Origin of the sequence: Neoaquamicrobium microcysteis (assembly GCF_008180155.1) — a bacterium.
GTDB lineage: Bacteria > Pseudomonadota > Alphaproteobacteria > Rhizobiales > Rhizobiaceae > Aerobium > Aerobium microcysteis.
The window spans coordinates 13,507-30,493 of record NZ_VSZS01000061.1 but is presented as its reverse complement, the minus strand read 5'-3'; the positions used below and the strand labels follow the sequence as shown (position 1 = coordinate 30,493).

Below are 16,987 nucleotides of genomic sequence, written 5' to 3'. Positions count from 1 at the left end.
AACTACGGAAACGCCATGTCCAGCCTCACACTTCGCAATCTCCAGAAACGCTTCGGCCGGGTCGAGGTCATACGCGGCGTCGATCTCGACGTCGCCGACGGCGAGTTCGTGGTTTTCGTCGGGCCGTCGGGCTGCGGCAAGTCCACGCTGCTGCGCATGATATCGGGTCTGGAAGACGTCACCGATGGCGAGTTGCGCATCGGCGACCGCGTCGTCAACGAGGTGCAGCCGGCCAAGCGCGGCGTGGCCATGGTATTCCAGTCCTACGCGCTCTACCCGCACCTGAACGTGCGCGACAATATGGGTTTCGGCCTCAAGGTGCGGAAGGTGCCGGGGCCGGAGCGCGAGCGGCGCGTCGCCGAAGCGGCCGCCCTCCTCAAGCTCGATGCCCTTCTCGAGCGCTTTCCGCGCGAACTCTCGGGCGGGCAACGCCAGCGCGTCGCAATAGGCCGCGCCATCGTCGGACATCCCGACGTGTTCCTGTTCGACGAACCACTGTCGAACCTCGACGCCGAACTGCGGGTCCATATGCGCTCGGAGATCGCAGCGCTGCACAAGCGCCTTGGCAACACCATGATCTACGTCACCCATGACCAGGTCGAGGCGATGACGCTGGCGGACAAGATCGTGGTCTTGCGCGACGGCCTCGTCGAGCAGGTCGGAAGCCCGCGCGAACTCTACGAGCGGCCGGACAACATCTTCGTTGCGCAGTTCATCGGCAGCCCGAAGATGAACATACTCCCGGCAGCTTCGGCCGCGGGCTTCGGCGCGCAGCCGGCCGGCACGGCGAGCGTCGGCATCCGGCCAGAGCACCTTTCCATCGTCGCGCCCGACAGGGGCCAACTTTCCGGCAAGGTCGTCATCACCGAATATACCGGGGCCTCCTCGCTGCTCCACGTTGCCCTGGACAGTGGCGAGACCTGTCTCGTCGTCATCGACGGCGATTCACCGGAGGCAGACGCCAGAGTGGGGCTGGTCGCGGCAAGCAAGGATCTGCACCATTTCGGCGCTGACGGCAGGGCGCAACGAAACCTTCACGGCTGAGCGCCCTCGCCTTCGCTTCAGCGGTTCAGGCCCCGCGGTTGCGCCGGGATATCTTCAGCGCAAGCAGGGCGAGCCCGATGCCAAGCGCGGCGACGCCGGCAAGGATGATCCATCCGGAGCCGGTGCGATAGCCTTCGGCAGCGATGAGGAAGCCGACGACGATCGCAAACAGCGCCGCGGCCTTGTTGACGATCGGGGGCATTCTGTCACCCAAAGCAGCCATGACAACCTCCAGGGCTGGGAACCGGTTGCAGACGACAGCCATCCTATGACGCTCCAGGGGCCTCGTCGATGCCAATCTTCAGGTCGCAATCCCGTCATCGTCGGCTCCCGTCCGACTGCCCCGCTTCGATCCGAGGGAAAGCAGGCGTGCATGGAATATTCGACCGTCCGTGACGAACCGGGTGCCCACCGGTTCGCCGGGTTCGATATAGCGCTCGTCAGCCACCCATCCCGCCGCCCGCAGCGCCGCGACGACATGCTCGCGCTCGGCGTCTGCGTCGCGATCCACCCGGTGCGAGATCTGCCATGTCATGGACTGGAAGCCGAAGCCGGTGTCGGTGGTGCCGGCTCCGACCCAGACATGGGATCGCGCCGGGTCGATGTGCGGCCGGCGGGTCCAGTAGGCCGGGTCGCCGCCTGCCTCCTCCAGGTCGGCGTGCGCTGCCCAGAAGCGGATGTGATGCCTTTTCCTCGGGCTGTCGCCCACGTCCTCTTGAAAGCCGATGTCCTGCCGTCTGCCGAACAGATAGAGCGCGCTGAACGGCGCGGTCGGATAGGAACGGTTCAGTACGAAGCTGACAGCCATCTTCACCGCCGAGCGAAACGTCAGCGCATCCGCGACATGCCATCCGGCAGCCGCAAACGCGGCATCTAGCTGCTCCTGCCGGCCGATCAGCACCACGTTTACAGGGTCGGCGGCCAGACCGTCGGCGGCGCGCGTTACCCTGGGTATCCGGTTGCGCCGCAGAACGGCTACGCTCGCGCGAACGATCCATGGCAGCACCAGATAGGCCGCGATCACGTATGTCAGCAACAGCGCGACGAAGACGGGAACCCGCTGGTCGATCCGCTCGAATATCTGGGTGACGATGAACCACAGCGTTCCCGAAGCGATCAGGAATATGAAGGCGCGTTGCATCCAGCGGGCGGTGCGGGTCATTCGAGCATGATAAGCGCGAACGCTTTGCCAGCGGAAGCTGCGCGCACTTCAGCCGTAGCTGCGCATGCTCACGCCAGCCTGGCTTCCGTCGCTCCCGGCACCTGATCCCGCCTGGAGACCAGGCCGTCGATGCCGATCGCCTTTCGCAGCCTGCGCGAAATGGCGTCGATCGCCACCGTCGCCAGCATGGTGACGAGCAGCAGCACGATCGCACGGTCTATCCTGATCTCCTGTATGGCCCGGTCTACGTAGAACCCAAGCGTCGCAATCCCCAGCAGGCCGACGATGGCGGATTCGCGGACGATGATCTCCCACCGGTACAGGCAGAGGGCCAGGAACGAGCCATAGATGCGTGGCAGCAATTCGTATGCGTAGAGCACGAGCCCGCGCGGCGCGTCCGGCCGCAGGTTCTCGTGGACATGGGCCGACTGCCGGCCCAGCAGATGCGCGATGATAGCGCCGTTGTGCAACCCGAGCGCGATGACCGCCGGCAGCATCGACGGCCCGAATATCTGCAGCGCGATGTAGGCAAGCATGTATTCCGGCGTCGAGCGTCCGACGACCAGGCCGATATGGCCGAGTGCCGAGCCGAACCGCCCGACGACCGGGACCACCAGCAGCGGAAAGCCGATTAGCGCCACGAACCCGGCAACGACCAGCGCAAGCTGAGCCACGATCATCGTGGCCGTCAGCCCCGGCAGCGCTTGCTGGAATAGCAGCATGTGCAGCCAGTCGCCGAAGCGCACCCAGGTCTCCGGGTCACCCAAATCGCCATTGCGCAACGGGGCCGGCACGATGTCGCTCGTCACAAACCGGATCAGCGCGCCGGGCGCCATGGGCGGGCTCGCCAGCGTCGCCATGAAGCCTATCGATGCGAGCAGATAAAACGGGGCGAGCGGCCAGCGCATCCACAGCCGCATCGTCGCGATCAGCACGTAGTAGATGATCAGCACGGCGGCGACCGCGCCATACATTCCCTGCTTGAAGAACGTATCCAGCTCGAAGCCCAGCGTCGGCAACCCGACGAATCCAAGCACCGCGCTGGAGCGCAGACCGCATTCGAGCCGATAGAGCAGGTATACCTGAAATTCTCGCGCCGCCAGCGGCAGGCGGGCGAAGAAGTGCACCGATATGAAATCGGCACGCGGAGGCATGGCGGCCGCGGGGCGAGGGTCGGCCTCGTCGAGATATTCGGAGAAAACCTTCGCGAAGATGCCGGCATAGGGGATCGCGATAGCGAGGATGCCGGTCGTCACCGACAGGCCGGTGATCTGAAGCAGCAGGATCGCCCAGAAGAGCTCATGGATGGAGCGTATCGCGACACAGAACAACCGCACCGGCGCGAAGCGATAGAGAGGCGCCAGCGCAAAGCCCGTCGATGCCCCCAGCGCGACGCCGCAGATGGCGAACGCCACTGTGAGGGCGGCGGCTCTGGCCAATGTGCCGATCGCCGAGAAATCCGGAGAAAGCAGGCCCTGCCCCATCCTCGCCAGTTCGGCCCATGGGTCGTGCCCTGAAATGCGGAAGTCGGCGGCGGGCAGAAGTGCGACCGCCAGCACGACGAAGGCGGCCGCCGTTCCCAGCCGGCCGAAACGTGGAAGGCGCAAGCGCTCAGGCGCGATAGAGGTCATGGATGTCGCCGTCGGAAACTTCGGCAGAGGGCAGGTCGAAGACGATGCGCCCGGCGCGAATGCCCACCAGTCGCGTGGCGACACGGCGTGCCAGCCCAACGTCATGGAGTGCCAGAAGCACCGTTTCGAAGCGTGTTGCGAGTTCGTCGACGAGAGCCGCGGCATGGCGCTCGTCCACCGCCGACACCGGCTCGTCGCCGATCAGGACGCGGCCGCCCCGATGGATCGCGCGGGCCAGCGCAGTCCTCTGCTTCTGTCCGCCCGACAGGCTCTCGACGGCCTTGCGGTCGAAACCTGCCAGACCGACCGTTTCAAGCACGGAGGCGACGGTGCGCCGCTGCGCGGGAAAGGGCCAGACCAGATTCGCGAGATTATAGAGCGCCCCATGGGCGTCGAGGCGCCCCATGTAGACATTGTGAAAGACTGAGAGCTGCGGCACCAGCCCATGCTCCTGCGGCACCAGCGCGATGTCCGGATGGGTTTCGGCCAGGCGGCGATAGGAGGCGTTCAGCAGCGTGCTCTTGCCCGCGCCGCTGCGCCCCAGCAACACGACGCGTTCGCCCGGGCGCAGATTGAAATCTACGCCCGAGAGAACCGTGTGGTCGCCATAGGCGAGCGCCTCGCCGCTGAACTGCAGCATGGATCGGACGCCTAGTCGAGAATGCCGAGCGCTCGTCCCGTCTCCTCGATCGGCGCGTAATCTTCGTTTGAAGCCTCCACGAACGCCGCCCGCGGGAACGAGGCGAGAAGCTCCGGATCGTCCATGCCGATGAGCGCGGCTTTGACCCGTTCGCTGAACCCTTCGCCGAACCGTTCGTCCGCATCGCCACGGATGGTCCAGTTGTAGTCGGGGTAAGGCGGGGTCTGCCAGATGATACGCGTCGTTTCCGCTTCCGGAGCGCCCTCCGCTACCGCCGTGTCGTAGACGGTGTAGTTCAGCGCTCCGACCTGAAACGCCCCGGTCGCAACAAGCCGCAACGTCTGGCCGTGGTCGCCCGAAAAGCCGACGCGCGAGAAAAAGTCGTCAGGCGCCTCGCCCGTCTCCTCGCGGATGTAGAATTCGGGGAACAGGCGGCCCGATGTCGAGGTCTGCGCACCGAAGGTGAAGCTCAAGCCCTTGGCCTCGGCCGGAAAATCCTCCGAACGCTCCAGTCCCGTGCTTTCGTGGGCGATGAAATAGGAGATGAATTTCATATCCTCGTCGCCCTGAGCCAGCGCCTGCGAGCCGGGCACGGCCAGCCGCGCCTGCACGCCCGAAAGCCCGCCGAACCATGCGAGCTGGATCTGGTCGTTGCGGAACGCCGTCACCGAGGCCGCATAGCTTTTCACGGGAACGTATTCGACGGGCACGCCGAGCTGTTCCGACAGATAGGCCGCGACGTTGCCGAAACGCTCCATAAGGCGCGTCTCGTCATCATCGGGGATAGCGGAAAAATAGAGCGTGGGCGTGGATTGGGCGCTGGCTGTCGCGGTGCCGAACATCAAGCCGACAACAGCGACCGCACCGCCGATCAGGCGAAGCATATCGTATCCTCCAGAGAGAAAATTGACTGCGCCTGAACGACCGGAATTGCGGACGGCCTGTTGCCGTGTTGTCCGCCGCTTCGACCGCCAGATGTCCTTTGGACATGAGCGCGCACGGCGCATCAGCGGCCTGATCCTAGGGCTGATTTGAAATCTAGCCGGTGAGAGGGTCGTGTCAACCACCGGTTGCCTGGCCGGGCGAGACGGTGCCCGGTCGAAGCGTCACCTGTCCTTGCGCTCTACCAGCAGCCTTGCCGCGCAGCGCAGGATCGCCATGGCCTCGTAAGGCTTGCGCACGATGGGCACGTTCGAGAACTGCGCGGGGATCGCGCCCCCGTCGCTGTATCCGGTGGCGAACATGAAGGGCACGCCCCGCTCGCTCAGCCGCTGTGCCACGACCTCGGAAGAGGTTTCGCCCAGATTGACGTCGAGGATCGCAACGTCCGGCAGTTCCCGATCCAGCACGCTGATGGCTTCTCGCGCCGAGCTTGCCGTCGCCATCACCGTCGCCTTCGCGTCTTCGATGATCGTCTCCAGATCCATGGCGACGAGCAGCTGGTCTTCCACGATCAGCACGCGAGCACCGCTCAGGTCGGTGGATGCCGGCAATGTTCTTGCCGCGGGTTCGGGCGGCTTTCGCCGCTCTTCGTCATGGGCTCTGACGAAACGCGCAGGAATGCGGAGCCGCGCCAGAACCCCGTTCGGCCGATATTCGATCCTGCTCTCGCCGCCCAGGTCGTAAGGCACGCTGCGTTCGATGAGGGTGCTGCCGAAGCCGCGCCGCTTCGGCGGCATGACCTTCGTTACCGTGGTCTCCGACCACTCGATGTGGCAGTCCCCCAGTGCATCCAGCGTCCACGAAACCGAAAGCACGCCGCCGGCACGCGCCAGCGCACCGTATTTGGCGGCGTTGGTGGCGAGCTCGTGCAGCGCCAGCGCCATGATCGAGTAGGCGCGCGCGTCCATCCAGACGCCCGGCCCGTCGCACTCGATGGTGGAGCGCCCGGTCTGATAGGGTATCAACTCGGCTGCGAGCAGGTCGCCCAGCGCCCCGCCTCCGCCGCCGCGAATGACCTGGTCGTGCGCCAGCGACAGCGCCTGGATACGGCCGCGAAGGGTCTCTACATAACCCTGAAGCGTCTCCCCGTCCTCGGTCGGGTGGTTCACCAGCGACTTGATGACCGCAAGGATGTTCTTGACCCTGTGGTTCAGCTCCTCGTTGAGGATGCGCTGGCGGATTTCGGCTTTCGTACGCTCGTCGGCCAGCAATTCCGAATGGCGCAGGGCGACTTCCACAAGCGCAGCGCGCGAGGCCTCGCCGAACTGGCGTTCCGCCTCGCTCCATGGGTTCGCCTGCTGGCGCACCGTCTCCTTCCAGATGGCGAAGCTCTTGCGCGGCGTCAGCCGGTCGCCCAGCGGGCCCGATTCATAGGTCTTTTCGGGATTGCCGGCCCATTCGAGCGTGTGGACCAGTTCCCGACGGAAGAAGAACAGATAGTCGCGCGGGCGTTGCGACAGCGGGACGATCAGCACACCGGCGGCATCTGCCGCATAGGCTTCGGCGGTAGGCAATGCCGCCGACAGGTGATGCGTCGCCCAGATGCTGCCTTCCGCCGCCGTGCGCGCGAAACGCACCAGCTCGGTCACCGCGTCGGGCGGCGGCGTCGATCCCCTCGCCGTCCACTGCCCGTCGATCCAGATGCCCTGCCCGTCGGACGGGATGAACTGGCCGAACTCGTCCAGCCGGTCGCGCAGGATCTGGTTGATGTCTTCCAGCCCGCTCGCCTGGCGCAACAGGCCGTCCAACAAGGTCCGCGCTTTCGTCGCTGTCTCCAGCGTCTGCTTGTTGTGCAGCGCGTGAAGATGAAGCGAGAAGAACTCGCCGAACATCTCGGCCGCCACGCGCTGGGTCATCGTCAGCGTGCGCGGGCTGTAGTGGTGGCACGCGATCAGCCCCCACAGCACGCCGTCGACGATGATCGAGATCGACATCGACGCGCTGACGCCCATGTTGCGCAGATACTCGCAGTGTATGGGCGATACGCTACGCAGATGCGCGAACGAAAGATCCAGCGGCTCGCCGGAGACATCCAGCTCGGGGTTCAGCGGAATCCTGACGCAGGCGGCATCCGAGATGATGCGGATCGTGTTCTTGAGGTAGAGCGCGCGCGCCTGCTGGGGGATGTCGCTGGCGGGAAAATACTGGCCGAGGAAACTTTCGAGGCCGGGGCGCTTCGCCTCGCTGAGAACCTTGCCCGCACCATCGGCGCCGAACTGGTAGATCATCACGCGGTCGTAACCCAGCATGGCCTGCACCAGCCGCGCTGTATCCCCCACCAGCCGCTTGATGCTTTCGGCGGCGCTGACGCGTGCGATCATGGTGCGCGCCAGTTCCAGCGGCGCTGCGGTATCGTCTACCGAAGGCTCCAGTTCGATGATCGCCGCGCCCTTGTAGCGATGCGCAGCGATGTCGAAGCTTCGTCCGTCTTGCAGTTGCCGGCCGAAGATCAGCGCGGGTCGCGAGCCCTCCTGCGTCCGGGCCAGGGCGTTGCGGACGTCATGCGTCACGCGCGCTCCCAGAACGGTTTCCAGCGGCAGTCCGTTGATCGCCTCGGCAAAGCCCAGCATCTCGCCTGCGTTGGCGGAGTGACGACGCACCACGACCCCGCTGCTGTCGCAAGCCAGAAGGCAACCGTGCGGCTGGATGCTGCCAGGTATGTGAATGGGCTCGCGGTCGCAGTTGGTCAGATCGACGGGCTTAAGCTGATTCAAAGACGGGCTCCGAATAAATACGGTACGCAAACTCGAACGCGCGCTGCGCTGCGCTCTTCGCCGCCTCGAAGTCGACGCCCTGCGCTTCATCCAGCACGGAAACGAAACGCTTCCACCTCTGCCGGTCCTGTGCCTGCCGCGCCAGAGCGCGCGCGCCGAAGCTTTCCGACATGCCCAGCGCGGCCGCGCGCGCAAAAAGCACGCGCGCACCCACAGACGCCCCCTCTACGACGTAGAGGGCACCGAGCTGGGCCGATAGACCGGAAAAATGTGGCGGTTCCGCGTTTGCATCGCGCCTCGCAACGCCCAGGTCGACGAGATCTCGCTCGAGATCGACCACAAGCGTATCGGGCTCCCATATCGGGCAGCGCGCCAGAACGAGCTCCATAGCCGCACGAAAGCGAAGCGTTTTCGATAGAAAATCGACATAAGCCGTTTTGTCCGCAAATGCGGGCGTGGCGGCGTCCAGCTGCTCATGAATATGGGATGTATGCGCGCGCAAAGCGCTGCGAAGGCTTACGTCGTTCAAATTCCGCTCCAGATATGCGGCGCGCAAAATATGCGCAGCACGTCCGGCTGTCAGTTAAATTTGTTAATGCCGATGCGAGACGGAAGTAGTTGCAGCACCGCCCCCGCTTATGGCTTTGCCGGGATGTAAAGACGCTGAGCCGACATGTACCTGTGGTAGCAGGCAGGCGATAGCTTGTAACTATTGGGCGCGCTGGATAGGGTGCCCAAGCCAAGGAAACTATTCACGCTTCCCTCCCAGACGTTCATGTCGTCGCTTTTTCCTCATGCTGCGCCAGCCATCGCGCTACAAGCATGACGTGCTGGAATATCGGCGCCAACAAGAAAGGCCCGCTGTTGAAGACTGTCGTTTTGCACATCGGACCGCACAAGACGGGAACTACCTCCCTGCAGGCCGCGCTCAGAGCCGCTCGCGATGAGCTGTCCAGCGTGGGTGTTCTCTACCCCACTACCGGCGCTGGGCGGACCGATGCGCGGATACACGGTCAGCACAATCTGGCATGGAGCACTCTGGGAGACCACCGACAAAGACCAGAGCTAGGCAGCTGGAGCAATCTTCGAACCGAGATTGACAAGTCGGACTGCAGTCACGTTCTCATCAGCAGCGAAGCGTTCAGCCGGCTTGATCGGGAGGGTGTCGAGTCTGTCCGCAAAGAGTTACGTGGTTATGACGTGCGTGTCGTATACGTCGTGCGACGGCATGAGGAGATTGTCCTTTCCGTTTTCGGCATGACCGCTGCCAGGTGGAACACGCTTTCCGCCGCCGATTTCTTCGAGAAGTACATCAATGAAGAAATGACGACCGGGCAGATCGGCACGACGGTGCGGACTTTCCTGCATCGACCGAAGCTTGAGCCGTGGATCGAAACGTTCGGGAAGGATGCCGCGCGCATACTGGTCTACGATACGATGTTGCCGGACTACGTCGGAAGCATCGCCGCCGCCGTACCAATTCCGCAGCAGCTTCCCGAAATACGATTGGAGAAGCTGAACACCGCGAAGTCGCTCCCGCATATCGGCATCGTGACATCGGTATGCCGCGCGTTGGAGGGACTGATGTCCGCCGAAGAATTCGACGTCGAGCTTGCACCGCACATCAGTAATCGGTTCTCCCCGTTTGCAGAGTCTCTTCCACGCCTGCGAGGACTTCCGGACGAAAGCATTTCTCAGATATCCGCGCGAGCCGCGGCGGATGTCGAGTGGCTAGCGCAGTACGTCGAATTGCCCTCAGCCTGGAAAGCGAGATTCCGAAAAGGCACCTTCATCGAACCGGAGGTACCCGGTGAACGCTTGGGCCAACTGCTGGCGGCCGATTTCCTGACTCAGCGGATTGCTATCCTTGACGAGGTTCTCGCGAAGAAGCCGTCCGGCCCGACGCGTGACAAAGTCATGCGTCGCAAGACGAGGCTTCAGCAAATAAGCGCGGAACTGATGGTGCAGTAGCCGTCCGTCCACCTGCACGGAAGCCTATTTCTACTGAGATCTCGCGGCCGAACAACGCGTCATCCATCTGATGGGCGAACCAAGCAGACAAGTCACCTCATCGTTGCCAACGAGCAGGCGGCGCCGTCGCTGCCATGGTCGATCCATTTGGGCGCCGGCATGGCAAACTACGCGTTCATCTGTGCAATGGCGACCGACAATGTAGACTACGCTATGTCGAGATGATTCAGCCTGGAGACCTTTGTTGACCGACCTATCCGCCTTTTCGCTCGCCGGCAGGACCGTTCTGGTCACCGGCGCAAATACGGGCATCGGCCAAGGCATCGCGCTGGCGATAGGGCGTGCGGGCGGTAACGTCATCGGCGCGGGGCGATCGTCGATGGACGAAACGGCTGCGCTGTTCGACAAGGCTTCCGGCGGCACCGCGCGCTTTACCGCCAGGAAGGTCGACCTCGCGGACCACAAGGCGGCGCAGGCGATGCTGGACGAGGCGTGGGACACGCAAGGGCCGCTCGACGGCATCGTCAACAACGCGGGCATCATTCGCCGCGCCGACGCCATCGACTTCACCGAGGCCGACTGGGACGACGTCATGGACGTCAACCTGAAGAGCACCTTCTTCCTGTGCCAGGCTTATGCGCGGCGCGTGCTGCAATCCGGCGGGCGCACGGGCAAGGTCGTCAACATCGCCTCGATGCTCAGCTTCCAGGGCGGCATACGCGTTGCCTCATACACCTCTTCCAAGAGCGGCGTTCTGGGTCTCACGCGGCTTCTCGCCTGCGAATGGGGGGCAAAGGGCATCAACGTCAACGCCATCGCGCCCGGCTACATCGAGACCAACAACACCGAGGCGCTGCGCAACGATCCCGACCGCAGTGCGCAGATACTCGAACGCATCCCTGCCGGCCGCTGGGGCGAGCCTTGCGACATCGGCGATGCGGCCGTGTTTCTGCTCGCGCGCGCGTCAGACTACATGCACGGGGCCGTCATTCCGGTCGATGGCGGCTGGCTGGCGCGTTAGAAAGAGACGGCTGAGAGGCCTGCGTTCAATCCCGCCTGGTGATTGTCGCGTACAGGATGTTCCTGTTCTCGCCGTAGAAGACCTCGGCATCCACCGTATTGCGGTCGACGCTGCCGTTGACGATGTTCCACATGTCGGCCTCCGAACGCAGCAGCAGCGTCCAGTTCATGAACGTCTCCATGTAGCCGTCGTCGGTCAGGTCGTGGGAGAAGTTGGCAAACAGAAGCTTGCCGCCGGGCTTGAGCATGCGGAGGCAGCGCTTGGTCAGCCTGATCGCCACCGGGTCGGTGAGATAGTCGTAGAGCCCGGCCGCATAGACGAGATCGAACGAGCCGAGCTTGTAGGCATCGGTCAGCAGCCCACGCACCGAGCCGTCGATCGCCTCGACCCGTGTGCCGGCGAAGTCGCGCGTCACCGCGCCGACGCTCAGCGGGTCCTGATCCATGGCGACCCAGCGCGCGATTCGCCCGTCCTTCAGGGAGGCCGCGTTTTCGGCCTCGCGCAGATGGCCCGACGCGATGGCCAGCACTTCCGTGCCCTCGCCTCTTGCATCCGCCGTCTCGTCCACGAGCCGGGTGAGAATGTCGCGCCGTTCGCGCACCGCTATGCACGACGGATAGAACTTGCTGAAAGCATAGAGCTCGCGCCCTACGGGCGTAGCGTCGGTGGCTTCTTCCAGCACGCTTTCGTGGCGGTAGATGAAATCGAGCAGGTGTGCATCGCCGGAATAGCCGCGCTGCTTTTCGAACGACCAGCGCGTGAAAGGGTCCTGGAGAAAAAACTCGGACACCGGGTGATCCTGCGCGACGATGACCAGCTCGCGCCACACGGGCGGCTCGACCTTGCGGCGCAGATTGTGCAACGCCTCAACCGTCCAGCGCATGGTCTGCGCCGGCTCCCTGCCCTCCTCGAACCATTGCTGTGCGGTGTGCAGCACGAGGCCAAGCTCCGCTGTAGCTTGGCTGAATTGCTGCTCTTCGTAGGAATGATGCTGCGATGCGATGTCCGCCGCAACCGCCGCTGGAGTGATAAGGCTTTCGCCGTCCAGCTCTGGTCGATCTGCCATTTGGTAACTGCCCCCAGTCTTTACGATTTGTTAACCGTAAGCGGGAGGTGTCAAAGGCGCAACGCCGTGCGGCGATTTAACTCGTATTTTCGGGACTGGATTTACTATCCGCTAAGGCAGAACGATGATGCCCGTGCACTTTAACCGAAACTTGTGTTCGTCGCGGGAAGATGGCGTCGGGTGAATGCCTCGTCTTTTGAGTTGGCGTGAGAGGGACAAGCGGGTGCGTCGTGCTGCGGGCAAGCCATATGGCGCGCGCGGCAGCAACACATCGCAGCGGGAAAGCGCATGGCGCAAGCAAAGGCGTATACAGACGACAGCCGGGTGCAGGGCGTGACGGAAGCACCATCGCAGGCACACTTGCAGGCGCTGTACCGCAGCGACCGCGAGGAAGCGCGGCGCGTCGGCGTTCGTCATGGCCTGTGGGTGGCGGTCCTCGTCTACCTCGTCTTCTCGATCACCGATCTGCTGCTGATTCCCGATGTCGCGCCGCTGACGATTGCCGTGCGTTTCAGTGTTGGGGTGGCCACGCTGATTCTGGTCGAATGGCAATACCGCCACGAGACGCCGGCATCATACATGGACGTCACATGCGCGATCGCCCTCGTGGTCGCCTATGTCGGATGGCTGTTCTCGGCAATCACGACCGAGTACACGCACACCATCTCATATTATCTGGTGTTCGGCGCCATCTTCATGATGAGCGCCAACCTGTTCTTCAGCTTCCGCTTCAGCTTTTCCCTGGTCGTGTCCGGCTTCATGCTGTTTGCGTCGCTGTTCGTGCTGGTGAACTGGTTCCCGCTGGACAGCGTCTACCAGCTCTCCTTCGGCGTGTTCTACATCTCGTGCTTCGTGTTCACCTCCTACGTGAACTGGAGGCTCAACCGCGAGCGCTACAACGTCTTCCTCAACGCGCTTGAGGCGAAGCTGCAGCATGCCGAGGCGACCGAGCGCGGCAAGGCGCTGCTGCGTCTGTCGCGCACCGATCCGTTGACCGGACTCGACAACCGCCGCGCCATCGACGAGCGCCTGCGCGAGCTGTGGGACGGCTGGCAACATCATGGACAGACCTTCGCGGCGATGCTGATCGACGTCGATTTCTTCAAGCGCTTCAACGATTGCTACGGCCATCAGCAGGGCGACCAGTGCCTCGTCGTTGTGGCGGAGGCGTTGCAGGCGCGCATGCGCCCCGGCGTGACCATCGGGCGTTACGGCGGTGAGGAGTTCATCGTTCTGGCTGCGCTGGAAAACGGCGACGAAGCGGTCGAACTCGCCGAAGATTTGCGCATGACGGTACAGAACCTCGCGCTCAAGCATCAGCAGCGGCGCGACGGCATCGATATCGTCACCGTCAGCATCGGCGCGGCTATCGCGCGCCAACACACCGGCAGCAAGCTGGAAAAGATTATCCACGAGGCGGATCGCGCGCTCTATCTGGCGAAGGCAACAGGCCGCAACTGCGTCAAGCTGTTCGATCCCAACGATCCGCAGAGCAGCGACGAGAGCGAAAACATCGCAGCCCTGCTCAAGGTCGCCATCGAGATGAATCTCGTGTCGCTGGTCTACCAGCCCATCCAGCAGATCGGGACGGGCCGCATCGAGGCGCTGGAGACGTTGATGCGGCTTCGCATGCTCGACGGCACCTCCGTCCCTCCCAGCCTGTTCATTCCGGTCGCCGAGCGCACCGGGACGATCCTCGAACTCGGACGCTGGGCGATCCGTACCGCCTGCCTCGAGGTGATCGCCAACGACCTGACGCCGATAGTGAGCATCAACGTGTCGCCGGTTCAGCTCAAGATGCCCGGCTTCGCCGCATCGGTCGCCGCCATCCTCGGCGAGACGGGCGTGTCCGGCAGCAGGCTCGCCTTCGAGATCACCGAAGGCCTCGAGATGGAGATGCACTCCGACGTGCTGCGCTGCATCGCCGACCTCAAGCTGCTGGGCATCGAGATCTGGCTGGATGACTTTGGAACAGGCTTTGCCGGCCTGTCGTGGCTGCGGCTGATAGAGTTCGATACGGTCAAGATCGACCGCTCGTTCCTGCACGACTGCGACAGCGAACGCGGATACGAGATGTTCCAGGACATCGTTCGGCTGGTGCGCAACCGGGGTCCGAAGATTCTCGTCGAGGGCGTCGAGAGCGTGGAGCAGCTCGAACTGCTCCACGACCTCAAGATCGATATGGCGCAGGGCTATTATCTGGGCCGCCCCACGCCGGTCGACCTGCTCAGCCGCGAGGCCGGCGTGCGTACGCGTGGCCGCAAGCGGCCGCTTTCTTCGCCCGCCTGACGTCCTTTTCCTACCGGTTGTTGGCCTTGCGCCAGACCTGGAAGTCCACCGTCGTCTGCTCGTCGGTGGCCGGGTAGAGGCCAAGGATCGAACGCCCCTTCAGCACTTCCTCGCCGACAAAATCCTCAAAGGCGGTCATCTCGACGGCTTCCGCCGCGATCTCGTCGGCCAGATGTGCGGGGATCACCACCACGCCCTCGCCATCGCCCACCACCACGTCGCCCGGAAACACCGGCGTGTCGCCGCAGCCGATCGGCACGTTGATGTCGATGGCCTGATGCAGCGTCAGGTTGGTCGGGGCCGAGGGGCGGTTGTGATAGGCGGGAATATCGAGTGCGGCGATCTCGGGCGAATCGCGAAAGCCGCCATCCGTCACCACGCCCGCCACGCCGCGCACCATCAGCCGCGATATCAGGATGGAGCCCGCGGATGCGGCGCGCGGATCCTTGCGGCTGTCGATCACCATCACCGCGCCTTCGGGGCAGTCCTCGACGGCCTTGCGCTGCGGGTGGGCGCGATTGCGAAACACCTCCAGCCCGTTCAGATCCTCGCGCGCGGGCATGTAGCGCAGCGTGAACGCCTCGCCGACCATGTTCGGCTTGCCGGGATCGAGCGGACGCACGTCCTGGATGAACTGGTTGCGCAGCCCGCGCTTGAACAGTGCGGTGCACAGCGTCGCCGTGCTGACCGTTTTGAGCCTGTCGCGGGTTTCAGTCGAAAGCGCCATTGGCGGGAACTCCTTAGTAGATGACGGGCTCGTCCACCGGACGGCCGAACTGTGTTTCCAGGAAATCGAAATCGCATCCCTCATGCGCCTGCTTGATGTGCCTGGAGAACATCCAGCCATAGCCGCGCTCGTAACGGGGTTCCGGCGCCTGCCACGCGGCCTTGCGGCTTGCCAGCTCGGCATCATCCACCTCGAGGTGGATCGAGCGGGCTGCGATATCGAGCGTGATGAGATCGCCCGTGCGCACGAGGCCCAGCGGGCCGCCGACGAAAGATTCCGGCGAGACGTGGAGGATGCACGCGCCGTAGCTTGTGCCGCTCATGCGCGCGTCGGAGATGCGCACCATGTCGCGCACGCCCTGCTTCACCAGCTTTCGCGGGATCGGCAGCATCCCCCACTCCGGCATTCCCGGCCCGCCCAGCGGGCCTGCATTGCGCAGGATGAGCACGTGGTCGGCGGTCACGTCGAGGTCGTCGGAATCGATCACCGCCTTCATCGAAGGGTAATCGTCGAACACCAGCGCCGGCCCGGTGTGCCTGAGGAACCTCTCCTCGCACGCGCTCGGCTTTATCACGCAGCCCTCCGGCGCGATGTTGCCTTTCAGCACGGCCAGCGCGCCCTCGCTGTAGATCGGGTTGTCGAGCGGGCGGATGACGTCGTCGTCGTGCACCTCCGCACCTTCGATGTTCTCGCCAACGGTAAGGCCGGTCACGGTCACGCAATCGAGATGGAAATGGCTACCCAGCGTGCGCATCAGCGCGCGCATTCCGCCGGCGTAGAAGAAGTCCTCCATCAGGTATTTCTCGCCGCTGGGACGGATGTTGGCGATCACCGGCACCACCCGGCTTGCCTTGTCGAAATCGTCCAGCCCGATATCGGCGCCCGCTCGCCGCGCCATGGCGATCAGATGGATGATCGCGTTGGTCGAGCAGCCCATGGCCATGGCGATGGCGATGCCGTTTTCGAACGCCTCTCGGGTCTGGATGTCGGAGGGCTTCAGGTCTTCCCAAACCATGTCCACGACGCGGCGGCCGGCTGCCGAGGCCATGCGGATGTGGTTGGCGTCGGCCGCCGGTATCGACGACGCGCCGGGCAGGCACATGCCCACGGCCTCCACGATGCCTGTCATGGTCGAGGCCGTTCCCATGGTCATGCAGGTGCCGTAGCTGCGTGCGATGCCGCCTTCCAGCCCCTGCCAGTCCTCGTCGGTGATGTTGCCGGCGCGGCGCTCGTCCCAGTATTTCCAGGCGTCGGACCCAGAGCCCAGCGTGCGCCCCTTCCAGTTGCCGCGAAGCATTGGCCCCGCCGGCACGAAGATCGCCGGCAGGTTGGCGCTGGTCGCGCCCAGCAGCAGCGCGGGCGTGGTCTTGTCGCAGCCGCCCATCAGCACCACCCCGTCCACCGGGTGCGAGCGGATGAGCTCTTCGGCGTCCATCGCCAGCAGGTTTCGGTACAGCATGGTCGTCGGCTTGACGTTGCTTTCCGACAGCGACAGCGCCGGCAGCTCGACCGGGAAGCCCCCGCCCTGCAGCACGCCGCGCTTCACGTCATCCACCCGCTGCCTGAAATGTGCGTGGCACGGGTTGAGGTCCGACCAAGTGTTGATGATGCCGATGATCGGGCGGCCCGCCATCTCCTCGGTCCAGTAGCCCATCTGCATCATGCGCGAGCGGTGGCCGAACGAGCGCAAATCGTCAGGCCCGAACCAGCGGCTGCTTCTCAGATCTTCGGGTTTTTTCTTCATCGTCGTCATGCTCTTCTCCCGGGCGGCGTTCGCCTC

The 16,987-nt window shown here is 64.0% G+C and carries 14 protein-coding genes; 4 read left to right on the top strand and 10 right to left on the bottom strand.

The genetic code is table 11. The annotated features are described in order from the left end of the window. The first annotated feature begins 15 nt into the window (after nucleotides 1-15). Complete coding sequence (locus FY036_RS09515) at nucleotides 16-1,044, top strand: ABC transporter ATP-binding protein (protein WP_148914498.1); 1,029 nt, start codon at nucleotides 16-18, stop codon at nucleotides 1,042-1,044. A 25-nt stretch (nucleotides 1,045-1,069) separates the two neighbouring features. Here the strand turns inward: FY036_RS09515 and FY036_RS09510 are convergent, their stop codons facing one another. The 7 genes from FY036_RS09510 to FY036_RS09480 all read right to left on the bottom strand — a co-directional run bounded on the left by FY036_RS09510 (nucleotide 1,070) and on the right by FY036_RS09480 (nucleotide 8,662). Beyond that, nucleotides 1,070-1,267 carry a hypothetical protein gene (locus FY036_RS09510; RefSeq protein WP_148914497.1) on the bottom strand — a complete coding sequence of 66 codons (198 nt, stop codon included), beginning with the start codon at nucleotides 1,265-1,267 and terminating at the stop codon, nucleotides 1,070-1,072. A gap of 78 nt (nucleotides 1,268-1,345) precedes the next feature. Continuing rightward, nucleotides 1,346-2,206, bottom strand: coding sequence for an LssY C-terminal domain-containing protein (locus FY036_RS09505; protein ID WP_148914496.1), 861 nt, complete (start codon nucleotides 2,204-2,206; stop codon nucleotides 1,346-1,348). Nucleotides 2,207-2,274: 68 nt separating this feature from the next. After that, nucleotides 2,275-3,837 carry a PhnE/PtxC family ABC transporter permease gene (locus FY036_RS09500; RefSeq protein ID WP_148914495.1) on the bottom strand — a complete coding sequence of 521 codons (1,563 nt, stop codon included), beginning with the start codon at nucleotides 3,835-3,837 and terminating at the stop codon, nucleotides 2,275-2,277. Next, nucleotides 3,818-4,477, bottom strand: a complete 660-nt coding sequence (locus tag FY036_RS09495; protein WP_148914494.1) for an ATP-binding cassette domain-containing protein — start codon at nucleotides 4,475-4,477, stop codon at nucleotides 3,818-3,820. Before FY036_RS09495 ends, FY036_RS09500 begins: the two co-directional genes overlap by 20 nt. Nucleotides 4,478-4,488: 11 nt before the next feature. Next, nucleotides 4,489-5,361, bottom strand: coding sequence for a putative selenate ABC transporter substrate-binding protein (locus FY036_RS09490; RefSeq protein WP_148914493.1), 873 nt, complete (start codon nucleotides 5,359-5,361; stop codon nucleotides 4,489-4,491). Between the two features lie 222 nt (nucleotides 5,362-5,583). Further along, nucleotides 5,584-8,133: an HWE histidine kinase domain-containing protein gene (locus FY036_RS09485; RefSeq protein WP_235897609.1), complete on the bottom strand. Its 2,550-nt coding sequence runs from the start codon at nucleotides 8,131-8,133 to the stop codon at nucleotides 5,584-5,586. Continuing rightward, entirely contained in the window at nucleotides 8,120-8,662 is a 543-nt protein-coding gene (locus FY036_RS09480; RefSeq protein ID WP_148914491.1) for a biliverdin-producing heme oxygenase, read from the bottom strand. The genes FY036_RS09485 and FY036_RS09480 overlap by 14 nt, the downstream gene beginning before the upstream one ends. Before the next feature lie 293 nt (nucleotides 8,663-8,955). On the opposite strand from FY036_RS09480, the gene FY036_RS09475 reads away from it, so the two are divergent. Both FY036_RS09475 and kduD read left to right on the top strand, forming a co-directional pair. Continuing rightward, nucleotides 8,956-10,104 (top strand): hypothetical protein, encoded by a 1,149-nt coding sequence (locus tag FY036_RS09475; protein WP_210247466.1) that lies wholly within the window; start codon nucleotides 8,956-8,958, stop codon nucleotides 10,102-10,104. Between the two features lie 244 nt (nucleotides 10,105-10,348). Continuing rightward, a complete protein-coding gene (gene kduD, locus FY036_RS09465; RefSeq protein ID WP_148914489.1) occupies nucleotides 10,349-11,125 on the top strand; it encodes a 2-dehydro-3-deoxy-D-gluconate 5-dehydrogenase KduD in 777 nt (258 codons plus the stop codon). Nucleotides 11,126-11,150: 25 nt separating this feature from the next. On the opposite strand, the gene FY036_RS09460 is transcribed toward kduD, so the two are convergent. Continuing rightward, nucleotides 11,151-12,191: a class I SAM-dependent methyltransferase gene (locus tag FY036_RS09460; RefSeq protein WP_148914488.1), complete on the bottom strand. Its 1,041-nt coding sequence runs from the start codon at nucleotides 12,189-12,191 to the stop codon at nucleotides 11,151-11,153. 288 nt (nucleotides 12,192-12,479) lie between these two features. Here FY036_RS09460 and FY036_RS09455 point away from each other — a divergent pair, with 288 nt between their 5' ends. After that, nucleotides 12,480-14,480, top strand: coding sequence for a putative bifunctional diguanylate cyclase/phosphodiesterase (locus tag FY036_RS09455; RefSeq protein ID WP_148914487.1), 2,001 nt, complete (start codon nucleotides 12,480-12,482; stop codon nucleotides 14,478-14,480). Between the two features lie 10 nt (nucleotides 14,481-14,490). Here the strand turns inward: FY036_RS09455 and FY036_RS09450 are convergent, their stop codons facing one another. Next, nucleotides 14,491-15,207, bottom strand: a complete 717-nt coding sequence (locus tag FY036_RS09450) for a ribonuclease activity regulator RraA (protein WP_148914486.1) — start codon at nucleotides 15,205-15,207, stop codon at nucleotides 14,491-14,493. Nucleotides 15,208-15,220: 13 nt separating this feature from the next. Continuing rightward, nucleotides 15,221-16,960, bottom strand: coding sequence for an L-arabinonate dehydratase (gene araD, locus FY036_RS09445; RefSeq protein ID WP_148914485.1), 1,740 nt, complete (start codon nucleotides 16,958-16,960; stop codon nucleotides 15,221-15,223). Between the last annotated feature and the right edge of the window lie 27 nt (nucleotides 16,961-16,987).